Source organism: Pseudomonas sp. FW300-N1A1, assembly GCF_058789115.1.
The window spans coordinates 27,790-51,428 of sequence record NZ_JBYTBK010000021.1; the positions used below are offsets into that span (position 1 = coordinate 27,790).

The following is a 23,639-nucleotide window of genomic DNA, read 5'->3' on the forward strand; positions in this document are numbered from 1 at the left end:
TCACTCTAATGGGTTCAGTTCTTATTCTTGGCCCAGCGCACGCGCACCACGGCTGCCAACCAGCACCAGCGCGCCATCGGCGGCCAGGGTGGCGCCCGCGACGGGTGACTGGTTTTGTTGCGCCTGCAATTGCAGGCCACTGCCATCTTTCAGGCTGACCAGCCGGTGGCCGGCCTGGGTGAACAGCTCGTAGCGCCCATTGGCGTCCAGGGTGGCGGCGGTAATGTTGACCTGCAGGCCGGTACTCAGCGGGCTCCAGTTGGCGCCGCCATCGATGCTGCGAAACACATGCCCGCGCAGGCCGTAGGCCAGGACTTCACCCGGCTTGCCCACGACCCCGAAAAAGCTGCCTTGATAAGGCGAGTGCACGGCCAGGAAACGCTGCTGCGCGTCATCCCACTTGAGCAGCAGGCCCTGTTCGCCGGCGATGTACAGCGCGTCGCCCGTAGAAGCGATGGCATTGAGGTGAAAGCCCTGCGGGTTGTCGATACGGTCCTGGAAGGGGGTCCAGTGCTTGCCACCGTCTTCAGTGCGCAGGATGAGGTTGAACACGCCCACCACATAACCGAGCTGGTCATTGGCAAACCAGACATCGAGGAGCGGCTTGTCGGCGCCCTCTTCAATCAGCCGCTGGCCCTCTTCGACACGCAGCGCCCATTGCTCGTTGGCCGGCTCAGCCTGGGCCAGGGCACCGTAGTGCTTGACCAGCAACGCGCCGATCTCACGGCCGTCCAGTTGTTTGTTCCAGGTCAGGCCCGCATCGCTGCTGTGCAGCACCACGCCATCGCTGCCAACGGCCCAGCCTTGCTCCGCCGTCGGGAAAGACACGGCATTGAGGTCGGCACTGACCGGCACGTTCACCTGCTGCCACTGGTGACCTGAATCATCGGAATAAAGAATGTGACCACGCTGCCCTACGACAACCAGGCGCTCACCCGCACGGGCCGCGGCGAGCAGGGGGCTGCTCACGGCCAGGGCACTGAGCCGGGCCGGTTGGTCCAGCACGTCGACGAAGCTGGCGGCTTGAGCGATTCCTTGCCACAACATCAGTGCCAGCAATACGCACTTCTTGTACGAACCCATACTGCGTCCTCTTGAAAAAGCCGCGCCGGGAGCACCCCAGGGTGCAACCCGGCGTTGGAGTCAGGCGCCCACGGCATGCGGCCACTCCACCGTCAGTGGACCGCAGGGCGCCTGTCACAGCATTAGCGAATGCCGGCACCCGCCAGGGACTCAGGCGACCATTGCGCCTTGGACAGCGAGTCGATGTAGCGGATACCACCGTAAGGGCCCACCACTCCGTTGATGTTGTAGGAACCACCCACCAGGTCGTAGATCATGAAAGGCGTGGTGTCCGGTACCTGCTTGTCATAGCTCTGGCTGAGGAAGGCAAACGAACCGCGATAGAGTTGGCCACGTGCGTCGTATTGGTCCGAAGCCACAGCGGCCCAGCTGTCTTCATCCAGGTAGAAGCGACGCTTCTGGTAGATGTGGCGTGCGCCAGCCTTGAGGTTGCCCTCCACCACCCAGACGCGGTGTTTCTCCCAGCGCACGAAGTCAGGTGCAAGGTGGTTCGGGGTGGTCAGCGACTTGGGATCCTGGGCATAGGTCAGCTTGTAGGTGTTGTAGGGCACGATCATTTCCTGCTTGCCCACCAGCTTCCAGTCGTAGCGGTCCAGCGCACCGTTGAACACGAAGACATCGTCGAAGGTCCCGGCACCGGCAGTACCCGGGTTAGGCGTGTCGTAGGCCAGGTTCGGCGCCAGCTTGACCCGGCGCTGGCCAGGCAGGTATTGCCAGGCGCGGCGCGGCTGCTCGAGCGGGTTGGCCGCGTCCTTGAGCATCAGCGCCTCACCGGCACGGCGTGCAGGGCCGGTGTAGTACAGCTTCATCTGGTAGTACACATCGGAGCTGCTGATCGGCTGCGCCAGGTTCTCGTAGATCGGGTAGGTGATGAACGCCTGCCCGGTGGTGGCCAGGCTCGCCACACCGGCCGAGTCGACGTTCCAGGAGTCGTACTTGGAGTTGATGTTGACGCCCTGATAACGCAGCAGGAAGTTCCACATCGCTTCGCTGCCCGATTGCGGGATCGGGAACGGCACGCCCGGCAGCACGTTGTCGATGGCCAACCCGCCCTCGAGGGACTTGGCGCCGCCGGCATTTTTCCGGCTGTTGTCGAGGATGGCCTGGGGCAATGCCACGGAGCGGTGGGTCGGGTAGACATCGATGCGGTAAGTGGGAAAGCGCTTGGCCAGCTCAACCGACGTGGCCGTGAGCATGCCCTTGTACTGGTCGACGTTCTTGCCATCGATCACCAGCAGCGGCTTTTCACTGGCGTAGGGGTCCGGGCGCATGCTGTCGCCCGCCTTGAAGCTTGCCGGGGCGGTGGTCAGGCCGCCGCTGTAGGCAGGAATCGAGCCGTCGCCGTTACCGGCTTTTTCCGCGCCCAGCAGAGTCAGGCTGGTACCCAGTTTGGCCGCCTCCTGTTCCGATACGGCAGCCTGTGCCTGAGCGACAAGCATCATGGCCAGGGAAGTGGCCAGCAGCGTTTTCACGAATTTCATTTTATTGTTCTCCTGCTTACATGACTAAGCAATGGGTGAATCAGAAGGTGGTTTTCAGCGTCAGGTACAGCGCGCCACGGTCTTCCGTGGTCGCGCCGCCGCCCGAGAAGGCCGAGTAGCCACCGGCGTAACAGGCATAGTTCTCGTTGCCACTGAAGGCGTTCGGCGTCGAGCCATCGCCACTCCCGGCGTTGGCCGCGCCGGTGCTCAGGCCGCTGACATCGCACTTGTCAGTCTGGCCAAAGGAGTCCACGTACTTGAGGTCGACAAAGTACTTGTTGTAAACGGCGGCACCGACGCCAACCGCATAGTTGCCGGTGTCTTCAGCACCACCGCCCGAAACCGGCGAAACACCATCGAGGCCGACGTTGACGGACAGCGGCATGGTCATATCCACACCCGGGAATACCTGGTACCAGGTCGGCGTGAAGTTGACCGCGAGACCCCAGTTGTCACGGGTCGGGGCATCGATGCCGCGGTAACTGCCCTTGCCCTTGTAGAGCGCCTCGTTCTTGCCATCGAGCTTGAGCAGGTTGCTGTAGTAGAGTTCGGAGAGCAGGACGGCCGAATCGAACAGTGGCGTCTTGGGAATGGTCATCAGGCCATTGAGGGTCCAGTGCAGCGTTTCACCGGTAGCGCTCATGCTGTCCCCATGGTGGGGGGCGTCATAGACGATGCCAGTGGCGTCGGTACGCGGCGGCAACAGGCCAAGGCCATTACCCAGCCCCAGCGGGCTGGTGGAGCTGAGGATGGCCGGGATACTGGCCAGCGGCATGTTGTGGCGGATGTTCAAGTCACTGCCGACACTGATGCCGCCAACATCCTTGGACAGGCTCAGACCGAAGATGTCGATGTCACCGCCATAGGCCATTTGATAGGTGGCCGAGCTCAACGAGTTCAGGGTATTGACCACCGCCGGCACCTGGCCCGCTGGGCGTGTGCCGTTGGCGTTGGCCGAGCTCAGCCCCGTGGCGTTCAACCAGGCCTGAGGCAGGATGTCCGAGGTCTTGCGGTAGTAGACGCCGAGGGTGCCATCGAGCCATTGCGGCGACCACTTGGCCATCACGCCCCAATCGCCCCGCTTGTCCGGTTCCAGGTCATGGCCACGGCGGACGTTGGTCAGTGCGTTGCAAGGCGCCAGGCCGCAACCCAATGGGCTGCCGGGTACCACACCGTTGGTGTTGCCGAGCAGGAACGACTGCGCGCCAGACCCCACCAGGTCGGAACCGCCGTAGTAAGTACCGGCCTCAGGCAGGCGGGCGGCGTCCCAATCCAGGAAGTACTGGGCACCGACGGTCAACTCCTGGTTGACGGTAAACGACGTCGAAACCTGATTGCGCGGAACGAACAGCTCCTTGGCCTCGGTACCAGGGGACGCCGCCAGCTTGGCCAGGTCCAGGCCGGACTGGCCGAAGCTGACCGAGTGCACAGGGTTGAGCAAGGTCTCGCCCCAGAACACGTTGTGCTGGCCGGCCTTGACGCTGAACAACGACTCTTCGCCCACTTCGGTGCTGTAGAACACGAAGGCATCGAGGATTTCGCCCGAGGGCCCGGTGTAATAACGCTGGGCATAGTTGCTCAGGTGCGGGCTGCCGTTGCCGACATTGTCCCCGGTGACGCCGGCCAGGCGCGGGTCGTTGGCGATCAGGCCGGACCGTGCGTCATTACCGTTGACGAACGGGTTGGAATTGGAACCGGTGTTCTCGTAGGCCTTGTCGTACCAGCTGGCAGCACTGACGCGAAAGCCCATGTGGTCTTGATAGACCACGTCCATCTCGGTCAGCAGGTCGACACGGTTGGTGATGTTGGTGCCGGACTTGCGGAAGTTGTAATCGCCATCGTTGTTGTTCGGTGTCGCCAGCATGCGCTTGTCCGCGCTTTCGGTACGCACGCCGTAGTTGTACTTGACGGTGTTGTCCAGGCGCACGGCAAGGTCCGGGTTACCGGTATCCAATTCGACGGCATAGGCACCTGGCATGGCGGCAGCCAGAATGGCCGAGGCCAGTAATGTGTGACACGTGGGTGTGAAGCCGTGACTCTTATTGTTATGCATTGTGTTGTCTCCGCCTTTTTGTATTTGTTTTAAGCGCAGCAGCCCTCGCGCAATCCCTTGATCAAGGCACCTGCGATATTCAGGAGTGAGGGCAATTACCGGTTGGCGTGTGGTCAAACCGGTTCCTGAACTAGCGATCCAGCTCCAGGATGAGGGCTTCAGCCTCTGGCCAATGGCCAAAGCCCGAAGCGGGGTTGAGATGGCCGACCTGGCCAAGATTGCGCAGTTCGGACTCCCAGCCCTGGGCCATGCGAGTGACGGCATCCAGGCTGGCAAGGTGATCGTTGGTGCTGGCGGCCACCAGGCTGCGGAATGGCAGCGGGCCTTTGGGCAGGGGGGCCCAGCCATTGGCGCGCAGGCTGTCCGAGGTGGGATAGCCTTGTGGCCAGGCGGCATCGAGGTCCGGTGGCGCGGCCAGCAGAGCGCCCTTGATCGGACGGTCATGTTTCGCAGCCCAGTGCGCCACCATCAAAACGCCGGCGCTGTGGGCGACCAGGATCACCGGACCGTCGATCTGTTCCAGCTGCTGCTGGATCGCCCGGACCCGGGCCGCGCAGTCGAGTTTGTCGGTTTCAAGTGGCGGTACGCTGCGTACCTTGCCCAGGCGGGCCTCCAGCAGTGTTTGCCAATGCTCGGCCACGTGCTCACGCAGACCAGGCACGATCAGAACGGTTGTGGCAGTTTGCAGTTTGTCCACTTGAACACCCTCGGCTTCTCGAAGACTCGACTGGCTCGTTGGCCAGAACTTTTTTGTAGTACTGACCTTAAAGACCCCCCATCCGGTGCGCTTTTCATTTGACGTCAGTCACTTTTCTTTTGATGACAGGTGCCATACCGCTCATGCGTTCAAGCAGTTCAGCAGCCACTGCCGGGAATGGAAAGTGACGCCATGCCATTTATCGTGGAGGCGGCCACGGACGGGGCCTCGAGGTGTCTAGTACACGGATGTAACGGGTGACTCACATCAAAGTATTTTTCATTTCATGACGCGCTGGCTTATAGTCGAGCGGCTTATTTCCATAAAAACAACACTAGGAAATACCACTGAATGACCAAGCTCGTTCGTGCCGCCGTCCTGACCAACTATCTGGAGGTGGCCCACTACCTGGGGTTCAACCCACACGATTTGTTGGCCTCCGTCGGCTTGAACAAAAATCGGCTGCAAGTGCCCGAACACCGCATTGCGATCGATGCGGCCGTGCGGTTGCTGGAGGACTCGGCCACTGCCAGCGGCTGCCAGAGTTTTGGCCTGAGCATGGCCGAATCGCGCCAGCTCTCCGACTTCGGCGTCGTCAGCCTGCTGCTGACTCACCAGCGAACCCTGCGCGATGCGCTGCAGGTGGTGGTGCACTACCGTCATCTGCTCAACGATTCGCTGGCCATCTTCATCGAAGAAGCCGGCAAGATGGTGATCATCCGCGAGGAAGTGGTGACCGAGATACCGATGCCCTGCCGCCAGGCCAATGAGCTGGCGATCGGCGTGATGTTCCGGCTCTGCGCCGCCCTGCTCGGTTCCAGTTGGCAACCCTACAGCGTCAACTTCACGCACCAGGCGCCCGACAACCTGCAACTGCATCGACGCCTGTTCGGCTGCAAGCTGGAGTTCGGCAGCGAGTTCAATGGCATTGTCTGCCCCAATGCCAACCTGGACATGACCAACCCCCATGCCGACCCGGCAATGGCGCGTCACGCCCAGCGTTATCTCGATTCGTTGCAAGGCGACCAGGGGCCGTCGACCCTGTTTGAAATCCGCAAGGCCATCTACCTGCTGCTACCGATGGGGCATGCCACCATCGAGCAGATAGCCCAGACCCAGGGCATGAACGTGCGCACCCTGCAGCGACGCTTGAAAGAGGACAATTGCACGTTCAACGACGTGATCAACGACGTGCGCCGCGACTTGGTCCTGCGCTACCTGGAGAACCCGACTTACTCGCTGGGGCGTATCGCCGACATGCTCGGTTACTCCATGGCGAGTTCGTTCACCCGCTGGTTCATCGCGCAGTTCGGCATGCCGCCTGCCTCCTGGCGCAGCACACACAAGAATGCCCCGTCCAGAATGCCTGACTGAACAGGCCCCCTCCTCGGTCGGCAGGAATCCAACAGAAAAAAAAGCGGTCGGCTGTCGTCACAGCCGCCGCAAAAAAACCGATGCCAGTGGCCCGGTCGAGTGCCGCGCTACGCCATGGAGGCAACGTAGCGCAGCGCTGCTCGTGCAGTACCTGCGTGGAAAGACCGGGCTTACAGCCCCCAATGCAGCAACAACAGCACCAGGGCGACGAGGAACACGGTCTCCCCAACCATCAGCAAGATGGGCTTGATGCCGACCGCCGCCAGCTCCTTGAGCTGGGTCTTCATGCCCAGGGCACTGATGGAAATCACCAGGCACCAGCGCGACAATTCATTGACCCCGCCCTGCACCACCGGCGCCACCCAGCCGGTACTGTTGAGACAGGCCAGCAACAGGAATCCGACGGCGAACCACGGCAGCAACGGCGGCCGCTTGCCGGTAGTGTCGGCGCCCTGCATGCGGGTGATCATGGCGGCGCACAGAATCACCGGCAGCAGCATCGCGACCCGCATCAGCTTGACCACCGTGGCCGTGTCGCCGGTCTCGGTCGACATGCTGTAACCGGCACCGACCACCTGGGCCACGTCATGGATCGTCGCGCCGAGAAACACTCCCGCCACTTGCGGTGACAAACCAAACCAGTTGGCAATCATCGGGTAAACGATCATGGCCAGGGTGGACAGCGCCGAGACGCCAATCACGGTGAACAGGGTCGCACGCTCTTTCTGCGGGTGGTTGGGCAGCGCCGCGGCCAGCGCCAACGCCGCCGAAGCACCACAGATCGCCGTCGCGCCACCGGTGAGCATGCCGAACAGGCGCTGAAAGCCCATGGCCTTGGCCGCCAGCACCGAGACGCCGATGGTCACCACCACCAGGATCACCACCAGGGCCACCGGCTTCCAGCCGAGGGCGGCGATCTGCTCGAGGGTGATGCGCATCCCCAGCAGCGCCACGCCGATACGCAGCACGGTGCGCGCCGTGAACTCGATGCCGGCCTTGCATTTGCTCTCACCGGCGAGAAAGTTCAAGGCCATGCCCAGCAGCAGGGCGAACAACATGACCGGCGCACCGTAGTGCTCGGACAAAAAGGTCGCCGCCGCGGCCACGGTCAGGCTGACGATAAAACCCGGCGCCAGTTCGCGCGCGCGGCTATGGATGCTGGTCAGAGCGATGGCGCTCATGGCGCGGACTCCTCAGGAACGATCACGATATAGGCCTGGTCGTCGACGACCTCGACCGGGTAGTTGGCAACCTTGAGCTTGTCGGAATTGAGCAGGTAACCGCTGGCCAGGTCGAAACGCAGGCCATGGGCACAACACTGAATCACTCGTCCTTCCAGGCGCCCGCCACACAGCGAGGCGCCCTGATGCGGACAACTGTCATCGATGGCATAGAGCCTGCCGTCGACGTTGAACAGCGCCAGGCTCTTGTCGGCGAACTCGAACAGCGACCGTCCTCCGGCCTGCGGGAGCTTGCCGGCAGGCACGGGTACACGCTGGCTCATGAAGGTTGCCGCTCTTGCTGCAGCGCTTCACACATCGCACCGAACAGCGCCTCGGCAGGTTGCGCCCCGCTGATCGCCAGGCGACGGTCGAACTGGAAATACGGCACGCTCTTGACCGGCCTTGTGTCGCTGCCCAGGTACGGGCTGGCATCACCGCTCAGGCAGCCGGTCAGGGCGGCACGGTCGAAACCGCACTCCTCGGCAATGGCCAGCAGTGTATCGGCACACCCCAGGTCTTCACCGCGCACAAAGTAGGCGCTGAACAGACGCTCCAGCAGGGCATCGCGCTGGGCAGCACTGCCCAGTGCTGCCGCCTGCTCCATCAAGCGATGGGCGTCGGCGGTGTTGGGCATCCGCTCGATACCGCGCAGGTCGATGCTGACGCCGACCGCAGCCGCTGCCTGCTGCACCTGAGCCTGACGCATGCGCACGGCCTCGACACTGCCCAGGCGCTGCAAGTAGAACTCGGCAAAGGGTTCGCCCTGGGGCGGCAGATGGGGCAGCAACTGAACACCCTGCCATGCCAGGTCAACCTCGACATCCGGCCGCTCGCTACGCAACCGGTCCAATGCAACCTCCAGCTGGCGCTTGCCGATCAGGCACCAGGGGCAAATAAAGTCGAAGAACACTTCGACGTGCAAACGATGACTCACGATCTCACCTCTAACGCTACATCTGCGACCGGCGTATTGCCGCGCTCACCCTTCAGGCGAGCAATGTCGTTGTGATAATGGCACCTGGCATAAAAGAACACCGCCGCTGCCGCGATGCTGATCAGCGGTACCAACTGGAAGGCTGCATGCAGGCCGATCAGGTCCGATACCTTGCCGGTCACGAACGGGCCCGGGGCAAGCCCGAGCATGTTGTTGACCAGAGTCAGCGTGGCAAAGGCGGTGCCATGCACCGAGTAATGGGTCAGGTTGGCAACCATGGCTCCCGCAGGGCCGGTGATCCCCGTGGCAATCAGCATGCCCAGGCAAATCAGCACCAATTGCGCAGGTCCTGGTGGCAAGGCAAAGGCGATCGACAACAGCAGGCAACTGCCCAGGCAATAGGCGATGGCCAGGGTCACCTTGCGTTCCGGCGATTGCTGGCTGAGGCGGTCGCTGAGAATGCCGCACAGAATCATCCCCGCGCCGCTGCACAGTACGATAAGCGCCGCCAGGGCACCGGCCTTGTCAGTCCCCATGTCGTAGTAACGGTTCAGGTAGCTCGGCATCCACACCACCACGGTGGCACCGACGAACAACTGCAGGCCGCTGCCGATGTAGGCACTGACCACCGAGCGACTGCAATACAGCGTACGCAGCGGGCGCTTGACCGCCGCCGCAGCCTTGTTCGCCGCCGCCATGGCACGTCGTGGGGCGATGCGCGCCTCCTTGACGATGACCGGATACAGCAACGCCAGCAGCAAGCCGAACAGGGCCATGCCGGCGAACGACCAACGCCAGCCCAGCTTGGCCGCGATCACGCCGCCCAGGGCCATGCCCAACACCGCGCCGAACATGCCACCCGCCATGAAGGCGCTGGCCAGCGTAGCTCGCATATGCTTGGGAAACACGGAAATAACCACGGCGATACCCACGCTGCCATAGGCCGCTTCGCCGACACCCACCATGAAGCGGGCAAGGAACATTTGCTGATAGTTCTCGGCCAGCGCGCAGCCAAGGGTCGCCAGGCTCCAGAGCATGGCCATCAGCGCCAGGCTTTTAACCCGGCCGAAACGATCTGCGAGCAAGGACAGGGGGAACGTCAGCAGACCGACCATCAAGGCGACGATGCCGCTGAGCAGGCCGAGTTGACCGTCGCTCAACGCCCACTCGCTCTTGAGCATGGGGAACACGGCGTTAAGCACTTGCCGCGACATGTAGTCTGAAATCAACAGGCCGAAGGTCAGGGCAAAGACGATCCAGGCATAAGGACGCTCAACCGTGACGGTATCCGGATCCTCGTCACCTGCTGCAATTGGGTGAAAGGCCATGCTGCCTCCTCAGGCGTAACTTGTATTTGTTTTTATAGGGCATGTGGACCTTGTTACATCATTACGGGGCAAGCGATGCCTGTCGCTTGCCCCGCAGTTCATCAACCGCGTTGTGGTACTCCTTTCTGGCCAGCCTTGCGGTTTGGCGCCATGCCATTGGCCAGCAGGGTTTCCTCGACGGTCTCGTACTGCACACCGATGCGGTAGATTTCCCGCGCTTCCTTGCCGCTGGCGATTTCGCGGCCCAACTCATGAGCGACACGCACGGTCTGCTCGATCTGCTGTACGGAGCTGAAACGCTTGCCGTGGTGATCGATGATCGTGTCTTCGATACCCACCCGTGGGTGCATGCCCATGGCCAGCGCCATGGTGTTGAACGGCAATACGTTTTTCAGCAGCGACTCGGCGGTCACGGTGCAACCGTCCGGCGCACGGTGGATGAAGTTGAAGAAGTTGAACGGATTAGGACCGTCGAAACCACCGCCAATGCCGATCCAGGTCAGGTTCAACGGGCCCTTGTAGACGCCCCTGCGAACCAGGCGCTCGAGGGTTTCCAGCGCATGCATTCCGGTCAGCTGGAAGTGCGGCTGGATACCGTTGGCCATCAGGCGCTTGAGGTGCTCTGCGACCCAGGCCGGGCCGGCCGGTACGGTCATCTCGCTATAGGCGGCCTGGTAGGCCGGGTTGGCCAGGGAGGTGCCTTCCAGGTATTCCGGATACAGCAGCTCCATGATGTTCATTTGGGTGGTGTTGATCGCCACCGTGACCTGGTCCGGTTTTGGCGTCAGCTCAGCGAGCATGTGGCGGGTGTCGTCGGACAGCCATTTGGCCGCCTCGCCATCGCCTTCGGGGGCGAAGGAAATCGAGCCGCCGACCTGGATGATCATGTCCGGCACCGCTTCACGCACACCGGCAATCAGTTCGTTGAACTTGGACAAGCGCTTGGAGCCCTTGCCGTCCAGCTCGCGCACGTGCAAGTGCAGCACGGTGGCGCCGGCCTCGTAGCAGTCAACTGCCTTCTGCACCTGCTCGTCCATGGTCAGCGGAATGTCTTCCGGGAAGTCTTCCGGCATCCATTCAGGGCCGTAAGGGGCAACGGTGATCACCACCTTTTCCATGTTTTCGGGGTGCAGGGAATCGTCGAAGAATTGCATGAGTTACTCCAGTGTTTTTATTGTAAGGCACCCGGCAGACTTTGCCGGGGCAGACCAAGAGCAGGGGCTGGCGTTCAGTAGGTCTTGTCGCCAATGATGCCGGCACGTTCCATCTTGCGATGGCAGGGCGGGTAGTCCATGACGGCGTAATGCTGGGTACTGCGGTTGTCCCAGATGGCAATGCTGTTGGGACTCCAGCGCCAGCGCACCTGATACTCAGGGATGTAGGCCTGGCTGATCAGATAGCGCAGCAGGTCGGACGCACCCGGGTTGGCGTCCTGGCCGAAGCGCACCCGGTCAGCGGTGTGGTAATTGCTCAGATGGGTGGTAAAGGCATTGACGAACAGCACCTTCTCACCGGTTTCCGGATGGGTGCGCACCACCGGGTGCTCGGCATCCGGGTATTGGGCCTTGAGCGCCAGGCGCTTTTCGATCGGCATGGCCGCGCCGAAACTCGCTTCGATGCTGTGGCGGGCGCGCAGGCCGGCGATCTTCACCTTCACGTCTTCGGGCAGGCGATCGTAGGCCTGCACCATGTTCACCCACATGGTGTCGCCGCCCACCGGCGGGCATTCCACGCAGCGCAACACGCACCCCATCGGTGGTGCCTCGCGCCAGGTAGCGTCGGTATGCCAAGCGTTTTCGTAGCGATCCATCGGCTGGTCCGGGCGCTTGTAGATCTGCACCAGGCCCGGATGATCTGGATCACTGCCGGCGACCGGATGATCCTCCAGCTCGCCGAAACGGCGAGCGAAGGCAACGTGTTCGGCGCGGGTGATGTCCTGGTCGCGCAGGAACACCACGCGGTGCTTGACCAGCTGGGCACGAATTTCGGCAAAAAGGCCGTCGTCGTGGATGGCGTCAGCAAGGTTGACGCCTATGAGTTGTGCACCAATGTTGCAAGTTAATTGTTCTACTTTCATGGCAACAGGCTTCCTCAGATTCCTCAGATTACGAAAATCGACGACCCCGTGGTTTTGCGAGACTCCAGGTCACGGTGGGCCTGTACGGCATCCTGCAAGGCGTAGTGCTGGTTGATCTCGATCTTGATTCGACCGCTGCCCACGTGATCGAACAACTCACCAGCCAGGGCGGCTTTTTCCGCCGGGTCTGAAATGTAGTCAGCCAGCGCCGGACGGGTCAGGAACAGCGAACCCTTCATCGCCAGCAGCACCGGGTCAAAGGCCGGGATCGGGCCGGACGCGGTGCCCACGCACACCATCAGGCCACGGCGCTTGAGCGAGTCGAGCGAGCCCATGAAGGTGTTCTTGCCGACGCTGTCGAACACCACGTTGACGCCAACGCCATCAGTCAGCTCGCGAACGCGCGGGGCGACGTCTTCATGGCTGTAATTGATGATGTGGTCGCAACCGTGGGCCTTGGCGATTTCACCCTTGCCTTCGGTGGAGACGGTACCGATCACAGTGAGGCCGAGCAGCTTGGCCCACTGCGAGACGATCATGCCCACACCACCGGCGGCGGCGTGCAGCAAAATAGTGTCCCCGGGTTTGAAGTCGTAGAGACGACGCATCAGGTACGAAGACGTCAAGCCGCGCATGGTCATGGCCGCGGCGGTCTCGAAACTGATGGTTTCAGGCAGCTTGATCAGCGGTGCCGCTGGGATCAGGCGTTCGGTGCTGTAGGCACCCAGGGTGTTGAGAAAGCCCGTGTAGGTGACACGATCCCCAACCGCGACATGGGTCACGCCCTCGCCGACGGCCTGCACCACACCGGAAGCCTCGACTCCCATGCCGTTGGCGAGCGGGATCGGGTAGGTACCGTTGCGGAAGTAGGTGTCGGCATAGTTCAGCCCGACCGCCACGTGACGAAGTCGAACCTGACCCGGGCCTGGGTCGCCTACCTCGACATCTTCATAGCGAAGGACTTCGGGACCACCGGTTTCGTAGAAGCGTACGGCTTTGGCCATGCCTGTTTTTCTCCAATCTGCGATTTTGGCGTATGCCTGGAATTGCGTTGATTGGACTGTAGGCCGCGGGCTGACCGAATGCTTCTCATCAGACGACAAGGGCTTTTCATTTCATGACAAGGTTCCATGAGGGTTTCGACGCCGGCGGGGCTGATCATTTCACCGTCACCACGACCCCCGCGAGTCGTCGCTGCCATTCAGAAAAAAAGATATACACTCGGGTAAATCTATAAAAACAGCCCACCGGGTATTTCCCCATGATGACCCTGCGTCAGATCCGTCACTTCATCGCCGTGGCTGAAACCGGCTCGATCTCGGCCGCCGCGCAAGCGGTGTACATCTCCCAATCCACCTTGACCCTGGCCATCCAGCAACTTGAGCAGGAAATCGGCGTGGGCCTGTTCAACCGCCACGCCAAAGGCATGACCCTGACCCACCAGGGCCATCAGTTCCTGCGCCAGGCACACTTGATCCTGGCCACGGTCGACAACGCCAAGCGCAGCCTCCAGCAAAGCACCGACCAGGTCGCCGGCCAGTTGACCGTTGGCGTCACCAGCCTGGTCGCCGGTTATTACCTCGCCGACTTGCTCACCCGTTTTCAACGCGCCTACCCCAACGTGGACATTCGCGTCATGGAAGACGAACGGCCCTATATCGAACATTTGCTGGTCAGCGGCGAGATCGACGTCGGGGTACTGATCCTTTCCAACCTCGAGGATCGCCATGCCTTGCAGACCGAGGTACTGACCCACTCCCCCCATCGCCTGTGGCTGCCCGCCCAGCACCCGTTGCTGGAGCACGACAGCATCAACCTCGCCGACGTCGCCCGCGAGCCGCTGATCCAGTTGAACGTCGATGAAATGGACCACACCGCCCAGCGCATGTGGCGGGCGGCGTCGCTGCAACCGCGCATCACCCTGCGCACGGCCTCGACCGAAGCCGTGCGTAGCCTGGTGGCCGCCGGCCTGGGCGTGTCGATCCAGCCCGACATGACCTACCGCCCCTGGTCGCTGGAAGGCGACATCATCGAAGCCCGCCCTATCGCCGACCTCAGCCAGACCCTGGACGTCGGCCTCGCCTGGCGGCGCGGTGCGGCGCGCCCGGCGCTGGTCGACCCCTTCCTGACCGTCGCCCGTGAACAGCCCCACGGCGGCCGCAAGCCATCTATTTAATCGAATGCTGCATTCAGTATTTGGTATTTGTCGTCCTCAAGTCCGACCACTAGTCTCTGTACATCTATAAGACGGTCGGGCCCCCAGTCACAGGGAGCACCATGGCCATACAAGAAAAGAGAACCCGTAAAATGGCTGGCGCGCAGACCCCGTTGTCCACCGCATTGCTGATCGATGGTGAATTGGTCGCCGGCCAGGGCTTCGTCGAGCCCATCCTCAACCCGGCCACCGGTGAAGTGCTGACGCACATTGCCGAAGCCAGCACCGAACAAGTCGAAGCCGCCATCCTCGCCGCCCACCGCGCCTTCCCCGGCTGGTCGCGAACCACGCCGCAACAGCGCTCGAACATCTTGCTCGGCATTGCCAACGCCATCGAAAAACAGGCCGACCTGCTCGCCCGCCTGGAGTCGCTGAACTGCGGCAAACCCCTGCACCTGGCCCGCCAGGACGACCTGAGCGCTACGGTCGACGTCTTCCGCTTCTTCGCCGGAGCCGTGCGCTGCCAGACCGGTCAGCTCAGCGGCGAATACCTGCCGGGCTACACCAGCATGGTGCGCCGCGACCCCATCGGGGTGGTCGCCTCCATCGCGCCGTGGAACTACCCGATCATGATGGCCGCCTGGAAAATCGCCCCGGCGCTGGCCGCCGGCAACACCCTGGTGTTCAAGCCGTCCGAACATACCCCGCTGTCGATTCTCGCCCTGGCGCCGGCACTGGCCGACCTCCTTCCGCGCGGGGTGATCAACATCATCTGCGGGGGTGGCGAAGGCGTCGGCAGCCATCTGGTCAGCCACCCGAAAGTACGCATGGTCTCGCTGACCGGCGACATCGTCACCGGGCAGAAGATTCTCCAGGCCGCCGCCAAGACCCTCAAGCGCACCCACCTGGAACTCGGAGGCAAGGCTCCGGTGATCGTCTGCAACGATGCCGACCTGCAAGCGGTGGTCGAGGGTGTGCGCAACTACGGCTACTACAACGCCGGGCAAGACTGCACCGCCGCCTGCCGGATCTACGCCCAGGCCGGGATTCACGACAAACTGGTGGCCGAACTCGGCGCCGCCGTGGGCAGCCTGCGTTTTGCCGGCAAGCGCGATGCCGACAACGAGATCGGCCCGCTGATCAGCACCCGCCAGCGTGATCGCGTGGCCAGCTTCGTCGAGCGCGCACTGGGCCAACCGCACATCGAGCGGGTGACCGGCGCGGCGGTGCATTCGGGCGCCGGTTTCTATTACCAGCCGACCCTGCTGGCCGGTTGCAAGCAGAGCGATGAAATCGTCCAGCGTGAAGTGTTCGGGCCGGTGGTCACCGTGACCCGCTTCGATGAGCTGGAACAGGCCGTGGACTGGGCCAACGATTCGGAATACGGCCTGGCCTCGTCGGTCTGGACGCAGAACCTGGACAAGGCCATGCAGGTCGCAGCGCGCCTGCAGTACGGCTGCACCTGGATCAACAGTCACTTCATGCTGGTCAGCGAAATGCCTCACGGCGGCTTGAAGCGCTCGGGTTACGGCAAAGACTTGTCCAGCGATTCGCTGCAGGACTACAGCGTGGTGCGACACATCATGGCGCGTCACGGTAATGACCTGAAATAACACTACTAAGCTAATAACAAGCCGAAAAGGCCAGTGACATCACGTTCAACACTGCCCCGACCATAATTTAAAGAAGAGGGATACCCCATGTTCGTGCACAAGACCGCACTGTTTAGTGCAATCGCCACCGCACTGCTGGCCAGTGCCAGTGTTCAGGCCGCCGAACCGCTGAAGGCCGTTGGCGCTGGCGAAGGCCAGCTGGATATCGTCGCCTGGCCGGGCTACATCGAACGGGGCGAAAGCGACAAGGCGTACGACTGGGTGACCGGTTTCGAGAAGGAAACCGGCTGCAAGGTCAACGTCAAGACCGCGGCCACCTCCGATGAAATGGTCAGCCTGATGGCCAAGGGCGGTTACGACCTGGTGACCGCTTCTGGCGACGCCTCGCTGCGCCTGATCGTCGGCAAGCGCGTGCAACCGATCAACACCAGCCTGATCCCGAACTGGAAAAACCTCGACCCACGCTTGAAGGATGCCCCTTGGTACGTGGTCAACAAACAGACCTTTGGCACACCCTATCAGTGGGGCCCGAACGTGTTGATGTACAACACCAAGGTGTTCAAACAGGCGCCCACCAGCTGGAGCGTGGTGTTCGACCAGCAAAACCTGCCGGACGGCAAAGCCAACAAGGGTCGCGTGCAGGCCTATGACGGCCCGATCTACATCGCCGACGCGGCGCTGTACCTGAAGACCGCCAAGCCGGAACTGGGCATCCAGAACCCGTATGAACTGACAGAAACCCAGTACAAGGCCGTGCTCGACTTGCTGCGGGCGCAGCAGCCGTTGATCCACCGCTACTGGCATGACGCAACCGTGCAGATGAGTGACTTCAAGAACGAAGGTGTGGTGGCCTCCGGCGCCTGGCCTTATCAGGTCAACGGCCTGGTGAACGAGAAACAGCCAATCGCCTCCACCATCCCGAAAGAAGGCGCTACCGGTTGGGCCGACACCACCATGCTGCACGCCGAGGCCAAGCACCCGAACTGCGCGTACAAGTGGATGGACTGGTCGCTGCAACCGAAAGTCCAGGGCGACGTCGCCGCCTGGTTCGGCTCGCTGCCAGCCGTGCCCGCCGCCTGCCAGGGCAGCGAACTGCTGGGCGCCGAAGGGTGCAAGACCAACGGCTTCGACCAGTTCGACAAGATCGCCTTCTGGAAAACCCCACAGGCTGAGGGCGGCAAGTTCGTGCCGTACAGCCGCTGGACCCAGGACTACATCGCGATCATGGGCGGTAGATAACACCACCCCTGTGGCGAGGGAGCTTGCTCCCGCTCGAGCGCGAAGCGGTCGCAACACGACCATCGCGTTCTGACTGCAAAAACGCAATTGCAGGTTGACGACTGCTGCGCAGCCGAGCGGGAGCAAGCTCCCTCGCCACAAAAGCTCACTGACATATCGATCGCGATTCAGATTTTTCAGACGTCCAGGCAGGGCCGCTGTGACGGCCCTCGCCTTTTGGGAGCACCGCACCATGACGCTTGCAGTCCAGTTCACCAACGTTTCCCGTCTGTTCGGCGAAGTGAAAGCCGTAGACCGGGTTTCCATCGACATCCAGGACGGCGAGTTCTTTTCCATGCTCGGCCCATCCGGCTCGGGCAAAACCACCTGCCTGCGCCTGATCGCCGGCTTCGAACAACCAAGCACCGGCTCCATCCGCATCCACGGCGAAGAAGCCGCCGGATTGCCGCCCTATCAGCGTGATGTGAACACCGTGTTCCAGGATTACGCGCTGTTCCCGCACATGAACGTTCGCGACAACGTCGCCTACGGATTGAAGGTCAAGGGCGTCGGCAAGACCGAGCGCCTCAAGCGTGCCGAAGAGGCCCTGGACATGGTCGCCCTCGGCGGCTATGGCGAGCGCAAACCGGTGCAACTGTCGGGCGGCCAGCGTCAGCGTGTGGCCCTGGCCCGCGCCCTGGTCAATCGCCCCCGGGTCCTGCTGCTCGACGAACCGCTCGGGGCACTGGACCTGAAGCTGCGCGAGCAAATGCAGGGCGAACTGAAGAAGCTCCAGCGCCAACTGGGCATTACCTTCATCTTCGTCACCCACGACCAGACCGAAGCCCTGTCGATGTCGGACCGCGTGGCGGTGTTCAACAAGGGCCGCATCGAGCAGGTCGATACCCCGCGTAACCTGTACATGAAGCCGGCGACCACCTTCGTTGCCGAATTCGTCGGCACCTCCAACGTGATTCGTGGCGAACTGGCGCAACAGCTGAACGGCAACGCCCACCCCTTCTCGATCCGCCCGGAACACGTGCGTTTTGCCGAAGGCCCGCTGGCCAGCCATGAGATCGAAGTCAGCGGCCTGCTGCACGATATCCAGTACCAGGGCAGTGCCACACGCTACGAATTGAAGCTGGAAAACGGCCAGACCCTGAACATCAGCCAGGCCAACAATCAGTGGAGCGACAGCGGCGCCCAGCACCAGACCGGGCAACGCGTCAGCGCACGCTGGGCGCGCGAGGCCATGATTGCGTTGCACGACACCCTGGCGAGCGGGGTGTGAAATGAACACTGTGGCACTGACCCGCACGCCCTCCGGCGGCTCACCGCTGCGCAGGTTCTCCAACCTGCTGTATCGGCGGCCGAACCTGTACCTCTCGATGTTGCTGGTGCCGCCCCTGCTGTGGTTCGGCGCGATCTATCTGGGATCGCTGCTGACCTTGCTGTGGCAGGGTTTCTACACCTTCGACGACTTCACCATGGCGGTCACGCCGGACCTGACCCTGGCGAACTTCACCGCACTGTTCCAGCCGTCCAACTTCGACATCATCCTGCGCACCCTGAGCATGGCCATCGTGGTCTCGATCGCCAGCGCCATCGTCGCGTTCCCGATTGCCTACTACATGGCGCGCTACACCACCGGCAAGACCAAGGCGTTTTTCTACATCGCGGTGATGATGCCGATGTGGGCCAGCTATATCGTCAAGGCTTACGCCTGGACCTTGCTGCTGGCCAAAGGTGGCGTGGCCCAGTGGTTCGTTCAGTACCTGGGGCTGGAGCCGGTGCTGCAGTTCATCCTGGGCATTCCCGGTGTCGGCGGCAGCACCCTGTCGACCTCGCACCTTGGACGCTTCATGGTGTTCGTCTACATCTGGTTGCCGTTCATGATCCTGCCGATCCAGGCGTCACTGGAGCGCTTGCCGCCGTCGTTGCTGCAAGCCTCCGCCGACCTGGGGGCCAAGCCGCGCCAGACCTTCATGCAAGTGATTCTGCCGCTGTCGATTCCCGGTATCGCCGCCGGCTCCATCTTCACCTTCTCCCTGACCCTGGGCGATTTCATCGTGCCGCAACTGGTGGGCCCGCCGGGCTACTTCGTCGGCAGCATGGTCTACGCCCAGCAGGGTGCGATCGGCAATATGCCGATGGCCGCGGCCTTCACCCTGGTGCCGATCGTGCTGATTGCCATCTACCTGTCCATCGTCAAACGCCTGGGGGCCTTCGATGCGCTCTGACTCTTCCTCCCAAGGGCAGGCCTCTTTAGGCTTGCGCATCGCCGCCTGGGGCGGGTTGGTGTTCCTGCACTTCCCGATCCTGATCATCTTCCTGTACGCCTTCAACACCGAAGACGCCGCGTTCAGCTTTCCGCCCAAGGGCTTCACCCTGAAGTGGATCGCCGTGGCGTTCTCGCGGCCCGACGTGCTGGAAGCAATCAAGCTGTCGGCGCAGATCGCCTCGATTGCCACGCTGATCGCCATGGTCCTCGGCACCCTGGCGTCGGCGGCGCTGTACCGCCGTGACTTCTTCGGCAAGCAGGGCATTTCGCTGATGCTGATCCTGCCGATTGCGCTGCCGGGGATCATCACCGGGATTGCCTTGCTGGCAACGTTCAAGACCCTGGGGATAGAACCGGGGATGTTCACCATCATCGTCGGTCACGCGACCTTCTGCGTGGTGATCGTCTACAACAACGTCATTGCCCGCCTGCGGCGTACGTCCCACAGCCTGATCGAAGCCTCGATGGACCTGGGCGCCGACGGTTGGCAGACCTTCCGCTACATCATCCTGCCGAACCTCGGCTCGGCGTTGCTCGCCGGCGGCATGCTGGCGTTTGCACTGTCGTTCGATGAAATCATCGTCACCACCTTCACCGCCGGCCACGAACGCACCTTGCCGCTGTGGCTGCTCAATCAACTGAGCCGCCCGCGGGACGTACCGGTGACCAACGTGGTGGCAATGCTGGTGATGATCGTGACCATGCTGCCGATCCTCGGCGCCTATTACCTGACGCGTGGTGGCGAAAGCGTCGCGGGCAGTGGTGGCAAGTAACTGACAACCCTTTCTTACGGTGGAAACGGTTTGGTGTAGGAGCAGCCGGTCGACGCTCGAGTGCTCGCGAAGAACGTTAACGATGACAAGGACTGTCTGGATGAGCGCGGTGCCCTTGCATCCTTCGCGAGCAAGCTCGCTCCTACAGGTCCCGGTTCCGACAGAAACATAAAAGCGCCAATGAGGACACGAACATGCAAACCAAACTCTTGATCAACGGCCAACTGGTCAATGGTGAAGGCGCCCCTCAAGCCGTCTTCAACCCGGCCCTGGGTCGTGTGCTGGTGGAAATCAACGAAGCCAGCGAAGCCCAGGTGGATGCCGCCGTGCGGGCTGCCGACGGCGCGTTCGAAAGCTGGTCGCAGACCTCGCCCAAAGACCGTTCGCTGTTGTTGCTCAAACTGGCCGACGCGATTCAGGCCCACGGTGAAGAACTGGCGAAACTGGAGTCGGACAACTGTGGCAAACCTTTGAGCGCGGTGCTCAATGACGAGATCCCGGCGATTGCCGATGTGTTCCGTTTCTTTGCCGGTGCCAGCCGTTGCATGAGCAGCATGGCGGGTGGCGAATACCTGCCCGGTCACACCTCGATGATCCGTCGTGACCCGGTGGGGGTGATCGCCTCCATCGCGCCGTGGAACTACCCGCTGATGATGGTGGCCTGGAAAATCGCCCCGGCCCTGGCGGCTGGTAACACCGTGGTGCTCAAGCCATCGGAACAAACCCCCTTGACCGCCCTGCGCCTGGCCGAGTTGGCATCGGAGATTTTCCCGGCCGGTGTACTCAACCTGGTATTCGGTCGCGGGGCTACGGTCGGCAGCCCACTGGTAACGCATCCGAAGGTGCGCATGGTGTCGCTCACCGGTTCCATTGCCACCGGTTCGAACATCATTTCCAGCACTGCCGACAGCGTCAAGCGCATGCACATGGAACTGGGTGGCAAGGCGCCGGTGATCATCTTCGACGACGCCGACATCGACGCCGCCGTTGAAGGCATTCGCACCTTCGGTTTCTACAACGCCGGGCAAGACTGCACCGCCGCCTGCCGCATCTATGCCCAGGACGGTATCTACGACAGGTTTGTGGAGAAGCTCGGCGCGGCCGTCAGCAGCATCAAGTACGGTGTGCAGGATGATCCGGCCACCGAGTTGGGCCCGCTGATCACCGCCCAGCATCGCGACCGCGTCGCCGGGTTCGTCGAGCGGGCGATAGCCCAACCACACATTCGCCTGATCACCGGCGGCAAGGTCGTGGAAGGCAACGGCTTCTTCTTCGAGCCCACAGTGCTGGCCGACGCCCGACAGGATGACGAGATCGTGCGGCGTGAAGTGTTCGGCCCCGTGGTATCGGTGACCCGCTTCACCGACGAAGCCCAGGTCCTGGGCTGGGCCAACGACTCGGACTACGGCCTGGCCTCGTCGGTGTGGACCGCCGATGTCGGTCGCGCCCATCGCCTCTCGGCCCGCTTGCAGTACGGCTGCACCTGGGTCAACACGCACTTCATGCTGGTCAGCGAAATGCCTCATGGCGGTCAGAAACTGTCCGGCTACGGCAAGGACATGTCCATGTACGGACTGGAGGACTACACCACCGTGCGGCATGTGATGTTCAAGCACTAAAAGCTTCGCGGGCAAGCCCATTCCCACAAGGTCACCGCAGTCTCTGTGAGAGCGGGTTTGCCCGCGAAGACGTCACCGCGGTTTCAAGGCAGAAACCGGCAGCACGCACCACCAGGCTCCACACCAGAGAAGTCAAAACAATAACCACCGATCCGGGTGAGGCCATCATGGCCCCGCCACGGTTTCGGGCATCCGAAATCTGCCGATTTTCCGGAGTATCAACGTCATGAGTGCACTACCCGAACTCAATGTCGCCGTCGCGGACAGCGATGCCGAGCAGCTACGCAAGCTGGGTTACACCTCGAATTTCAATCGCAGCATGAGCCTGTGGGAAAACTTCGCCCTGGGCTTCACTTACCTCTCGCCAGTCGTCGGGGTCTATACCCTGTTCGGCCTGTGCCTGGCCGCGGGTGGCCCGCCCATGTTCTGGGCCTACCTGCTGGTCGGTTGCGGCCAGTTGCTGGTGTGCCTGATCTTCGGTGAAGTGGTGTCGCAGTTCCCGATTTCCGGTGGCGTCTACCCCTGGGCACGTCGCCTGGTGGGCAAGCGCTGGGCGTGGATGGTCGGCTGGATCTACTCCATCGCCCTGTGTGTCACCATCGCCGCCGTTGCCGTCGGTGCCGGCCCTTACCTGGCGGCGATGATGGGTTTTGAACCGAGCAACAACACCAACATTATCATTGCCTTGGTACTGACGCTGTTCGCGACCCTGGTCAACCTCAGCGGCACCAAAGTGCTGGCGCGTATCGCCATGTTCGGTTTCCTCTGCGAACTGGTCGGTGCGGTGATCGTCGGTGTCTACCTGTTGATCTTCGAACGCCATCAACCCCTGAGCGTGCTGTTCAACACCTTTGACATCAGCGTTGACGGCTCATACCTACCGGCCTTCCTCACCGCGTCCCTGGCCGGGATGTTCCTGTACTACGGCTTCGAGGCTTGCGGTGATGTCGCCGAAGAGACCCCGAACCCGAGCAAGCAGATTCCGGTGGCCATGCGCATGACCATCTACATCGGCGGCATCGCGGCGATGTTTGCCTGCCTGGCGCTGATTCTGGCGGTACCGGACATGCAAGCCGTAATCAACGGCACCGACAAGGACCCGGTGACCACCATCCTGAACAACGCCTTTGGCCCGGTGGGCTCGAAAGTGGTGATGGGCGTGGTGATGATTTCCTTCATCTCCTGCGTCATCAGCCTGCAAGCGGCTGCCAGCCGTCTGCTGTACTCCTACGCTCGTGACGAAATGGTCATTGGCAGCGGCCTGCTCAAGCGCATTTCGCCTACGACCCAGGTTCCCGTGGCGGCCTTGTTCGTATCCGGTATCCTGCCGGCGCTGATCATCACCCTCGGCTTCTTCCTGCAGGATGCCGTCGCCACCATTGTCAGCTTCGCCGCCATCGGCATCTATCTGGCCTTCCAGATGATCGTACTCGCGGCCCTCTATGCCCGTGCCCGTGGCTGGAAACCCAGCGGCAGGTTCACCCTGGGTGCATGGGGCCTGCCAGTGAATATCGGCGCGCTGGTCTATGGTGTCGGGGCGATCGTCAACATGGCCTGGCCGCGCTCGCCGGATGCCGCGTGGTACATCAACTACGCAATGGTGCTGAGCACGGCCATCGTCATTGGCCTGGGTCTGCTCTACATGTGGCTCGGCAAGCCCTATGACCATGGCACCGCCCCAGCAGGCGACGCCTGGAAAGCCAGCCGGTAACGACAACGCCCTGCCCCGT

The 23,639-nt window shown here is 62.2% G+C and carries 20 protein-coding genes; 9 read left to right on the top strand and 11 right to left on the bottom strand.

Going from position 1 to position 23,639, the window contains the following annotated elements; all coding sequences use genetic code 11:
• Positions 1-21: 21 nt before the first annotated feature.
• From AC3WQN_RS15570 to AC3WQN_RS15585, 4 genes are all read right to left on the bottom strand, one after another.
• Positions 22-1,083, bottom strand: a complete 1,062-nt coding sequence (locus tag AC3WQN_RS15570; RefSeq protein WP_103399780.1) for a WD40/YVTN/BNR-like repeat-containing protein — start codon at positions 1,081-1,083, stop codon at positions 22-24.
• Positions 1,084-1,205: 122 nt separating this feature from the next.
• Positions 1,206-2,564, bottom strand: a complete 1,359-nt coding sequence (locus tag AC3WQN_RS15575; protein WP_103399781.1) for a DUF1329 domain-containing protein — start codon at positions 2,562-2,564, stop codon at positions 1,206-1,208.
• A 40-nt stretch (positions 2,565-2,604) separates the two neighbouring features.
• A complete protein-coding gene (locus AC3WQN_RS15580) occupies positions 2,605-4,617 on the bottom strand; it encodes a DUF1302 domain-containing protein (protein WP_103399782.1) in 2,013 nt (670 codons plus the stop codon).
• Between the two features lie 130 nt (positions 4,618-4,747).
• Entirely contained in the window at positions 4,748-5,314 is a 567-nt protein-coding gene (locus tag AC3WQN_RS15585; RefSeq protein ID WP_103399783.1) for an RBBP9/YdeN family alpha/beta hydrolase, read from the bottom strand.
• 351 nt (positions 5,315-5,665) lie between these two features.
• Between AC3WQN_RS15585 and AC3WQN_RS15590 the strand changes: the two genes are divergently transcribed.
• A complete protein-coding gene (locus AC3WQN_RS15590; protein WP_103399784.1) occupies positions 5,666-6,688 on the top strand; it encodes an AraC family transcriptional regulator in 1,023 nt (340 codons plus the stop codon).
• A gap of 170 nt (positions 6,689-6,858) precedes the next feature.
• On the opposite strand, the gene AC3WQN_RS15595 is transcribed toward AC3WQN_RS15590, so the two are convergent.
• The 7 genes from AC3WQN_RS15595 to AC3WQN_RS15625 all read right to left on the bottom strand — a co-directional run bounded on the left by AC3WQN_RS15595 (position 6,859) and on the right by AC3WQN_RS15625 (position 13,254).
• Entirely contained in the window at positions 6,859-7,869 is a 1,011-nt protein-coding gene (locus AC3WQN_RS15595) for a YeiH family protein (protein ID WP_095146489.1), read from the bottom strand.
• Positions 7,866-8,192: a Rieske (2Fe-2S) protein gene (locus AC3WQN_RS15600; RefSeq protein ID WP_095077539.1), complete on the bottom strand. Its 327-nt coding sequence runs from the start codon at positions 8,190-8,192 to the stop codon at positions 7,866-7,868. The genes AC3WQN_RS15595 and AC3WQN_RS15600 overlap by 4 nt, the downstream gene beginning before the upstream one ends.
• Positions 8,189-8,845 carry a DsbA family oxidoreductase gene (locus tag AC3WQN_RS15605; RefSeq protein ID WP_103399785.1) on the bottom strand — a complete coding sequence of 219 codons (657 nt, stop codon included), beginning with the start codon at positions 8,843-8,845 and terminating at the stop codon, positions 8,189-8,191. Before AC3WQN_RS15605 ends, AC3WQN_RS15600 begins: the two co-directional genes overlap by 4 nt.
• The gene (locus AC3WQN_RS15610; RefSeq protein ID WP_103399786.1) at positions 8,842-10,173 is read right to left on the bottom strand and encodes an MFS transporter; all 1,332 of its coding nucleotides are present in this window, start codon (positions 10,171-10,173) and stop codon (positions 8,842-8,844) included. The genes AC3WQN_RS15605 and AC3WQN_RS15610 overlap by 4 nt, the downstream gene beginning before the upstream one ends.
• Before the next feature lie 101 nt (positions 10,174-10,274).
• The gene (locus AC3WQN_RS15615; protein WP_095077542.1) at positions 10,275-11,327 is read right to left on the bottom strand and encodes a beta-keto acid cleavage family enzyme; all 1,053 of its coding nucleotides are present in this window, start codon (positions 11,325-11,327) and stop codon (positions 10,275-10,277) included.
• Between the two features lie 74 nt (positions 11,328-11,401).
• On the bottom strand, positions 11,402-12,250 hold the full coding sequence (locus tag AC3WQN_RS15620; RefSeq protein ID WP_103399787.1) for a TauD/TfdA dioxygenase family protein: 849 nt from the start codon (positions 12,248-12,250) through the stop codon (positions 11,402-11,404).
• 23 nt (positions 12,251-12,273) lie between these two features.
• Positions 12,274-13,254, bottom strand: coding sequence for a quinone oxidoreductase family protein (locus AC3WQN_RS15625; RefSeq protein WP_103399788.1), 981 nt, complete (start codon positions 13,252-13,254; stop codon positions 12,274-12,276).
• Positions 13,255-13,511: 257 nt separating this feature from the next.
• Here AC3WQN_RS15625 and AC3WQN_RS15630 point away from each other — a divergent pair, with 257 nt between their 5' ends.
• From AC3WQN_RS15630 to AC3WQN_RS15665, 8 genes are all read left to right on the top strand, one after another.
• Positions 13,512-14,426, top strand: a complete 915-nt coding sequence (locus AC3WQN_RS15630) for a LysR family transcriptional regulator (protein ID WP_103399789.1) — start codon at positions 13,512-13,514, stop codon at positions 14,424-14,426.
• Between the two features lie 101 nt (positions 14,427-14,527).
• On the top strand, positions 14,528-16,018 hold the full coding sequence (locus AC3WQN_RS15635; protein ID WP_103399790.1) for a gamma-aminobutyraldehyde dehydrogenase: 1,491 nt from the start codon (positions 14,528-14,530) through the stop codon (positions 16,016-16,018).
• An 87-nt stretch (positions 16,019-16,105) separates the two neighbouring features.
• Positions 16,106-17,257, top strand: a complete 1,152-nt coding sequence (ydcS, locus tag AC3WQN_RS15640; RefSeq protein WP_103399791.1) for a putative ABC transporter substrate-binding protein YdcS — start codon at positions 16,106-16,108, stop codon at positions 17,255-17,257.
• A 232-nt stretch (positions 17,258-17,489) separates the two neighbouring features.
• A complete protein-coding gene (locus AC3WQN_RS15645; protein ID WP_103399823.1) occupies positions 17,490-18,527 on the top strand; it encodes an ABC transporter ATP-binding protein in 1,038 nt (345 codons plus the stop codon).
• Between the two features lies 1 nt (position 18,528).
• Positions 18,529-19,476 (top strand): ABC transporter permease, encoded by a 948-nt coding sequence (locus AC3WQN_RS15650; RefSeq protein WP_103399792.1) that lies wholly within the window; start codon positions 18,529-18,531, stop codon positions 19,474-19,476.
• Positions 19,466-20,290, top strand: a complete 825-nt coding sequence (locus AC3WQN_RS15655) for an ABC transporter permease (protein ID WP_103399793.1) — start codon at positions 19,466-19,468, stop codon at positions 20,288-20,290. Before AC3WQN_RS15650 ends, AC3WQN_RS15655 begins: the two co-directional genes overlap by 11 nt.
• Positions 20,291-20,484: 194 nt before the next feature.
• Complete coding sequence (locus tag AC3WQN_RS15660) at positions 20,485-21,909, top strand: gamma-aminobutyraldehyde dehydrogenase (protein ID WP_103399794.1); 1,425 nt, start codon at positions 20,485-20,487, stop codon at positions 21,907-21,909.
• A gap of 226 nt (positions 21,910-22,135) precedes the next feature.
• The gene (locus AC3WQN_RS15665) at positions 22,136-23,620 is read left to right on the top strand and encodes an APC family permease (RefSeq protein WP_103399795.1); all 1,485 of its coding nucleotides are present in this window, start codon (positions 22,136-22,138) and stop codon (positions 23,618-23,620) included.
• The last annotated feature ends 19 nt before the right edge of the window (positions 23,621-23,639 follow it).

Bases quoted from the DNA above. Each gene is read 5' to 3' on its own strand.
- AC3WQN_RS15570 (WP_103399780.1), bottom strand. From the start codon at position 1,083: ATGGGTTCGTACAAGAAGTGCGTATTGCTGGCACTGATGTTGTGGCAA.
- AC3WQN_RS15575 (WP_103399781.1), bottom strand. From the start codon at position 2,564: ATGAAATTCGTGAAAACGCTGCTGGCCACTTCCCTGGCCATGATGCTT.
- AC3WQN_RS15580 (WP_103399782.1), bottom strand. From the start codon at position 4,617: ATGCATAACAATAAGAGTCACGGCTTCACACCCACGTGTCACACATTA.
- AC3WQN_RS15590 (WP_103399784.1), top strand. From the start codon at position 5,666: ATGACCAAGCTCGTTCGTGCCGCCGTCCTGACCAACTATCTGGAGGTG.
- AC3WQN_RS15595 (WP_095146489.1), bottom strand. From the start codon at position 7,869: ATGAGCGCCATCGCTCTGACCAGCATCCATAGCCGCGCGCGCGAACTG.
- AC3WQN_RS15600 (WP_095077539.1), bottom strand. From the start codon at position 8,192: ATGAGCCAGCGTGTACCCGTGCCTGCCGGCAAGCTCCCGCAGGCCGGA.
- AC3WQN_RS15610 (WP_103399786.1), bottom strand. From the start codon at position 10,173: ATGGCCTTTCACCCAATTGCAGCAGGTGACGAGGATCCGGATACCGTC.
- AC3WQN_RS15615 (WP_095077542.1), bottom strand. From the start codon at position 11,327: ATGCAATTCTTCGACGATTCCCTGCACCCCGAAAACATGGAAAAGGTG.
- AC3WQN_RS15620 (WP_103399787.1), bottom strand. From the start codon at position 12,250: ATGAAAGTAGAACAATTAACTTGCAACATTGGTGCACAACTCATAGGC.
- AC3WQN_RS15625 (WP_103399788.1), bottom strand. From the start codon at position 13,254: ATGGCCAAAGCCGTACGCTTCTACGAAACCGGTGGTCCCGAAGTCCTT.
- AC3WQN_RS15630 (WP_103399789.1), top strand. From the start codon at position 13,512: ATGATGACCCTGCGTCAGATCCGTCACTTCATCGCCGTGGCTGAAACC.
- AC3WQN_RS15635 (WP_103399790.1), top strand. From the start codon at position 14,528: ATGGCCATACAAGAAAAGAGAACCCGTAAAATGGCTGGCGCGCAGACC.
- ydcS (WP_103399791.1), top strand. From the start codon at position 16,106: ATGTTCGTGCACAAGACCGCACTGTTTAGTGCAATCGCCACCGCACTG.
- AC3WQN_RS15645 (WP_103399823.1), top strand. From the start codon at position 17,490: ATGACGCTTGCAGTCCAGTTCACCAACGTTTCCCGTCTGTTCGGCGAA.
- AC3WQN_RS15650 (WP_103399792.1), top strand. From the start codon at position 18,529: ATGAACACTGTGGCACTGACCCGCACGCCCTCCGGCGGCTCACCGCTG.
- AC3WQN_RS15655 (WP_103399793.1), top strand. From the start codon at position 19,466: ATGCGCTCTGACTCTTCCTCCCAAGGGCAGGCCTCTTTAGGCTTGCGC.
- AC3WQN_RS15660 (WP_103399794.1), top strand. From the start codon at position 20,485: ATGCAAACCAAACTCTTGATCAACGGCCAACTGGTCAATGGTGAAGGC.
- AC3WQN_RS15665 (WP_103399795.1), top strand. From the start codon at position 22,136: ATGAGTGCACTACCCGAACTCAATGTCGCCGTCGCGGACAGCGATGCC.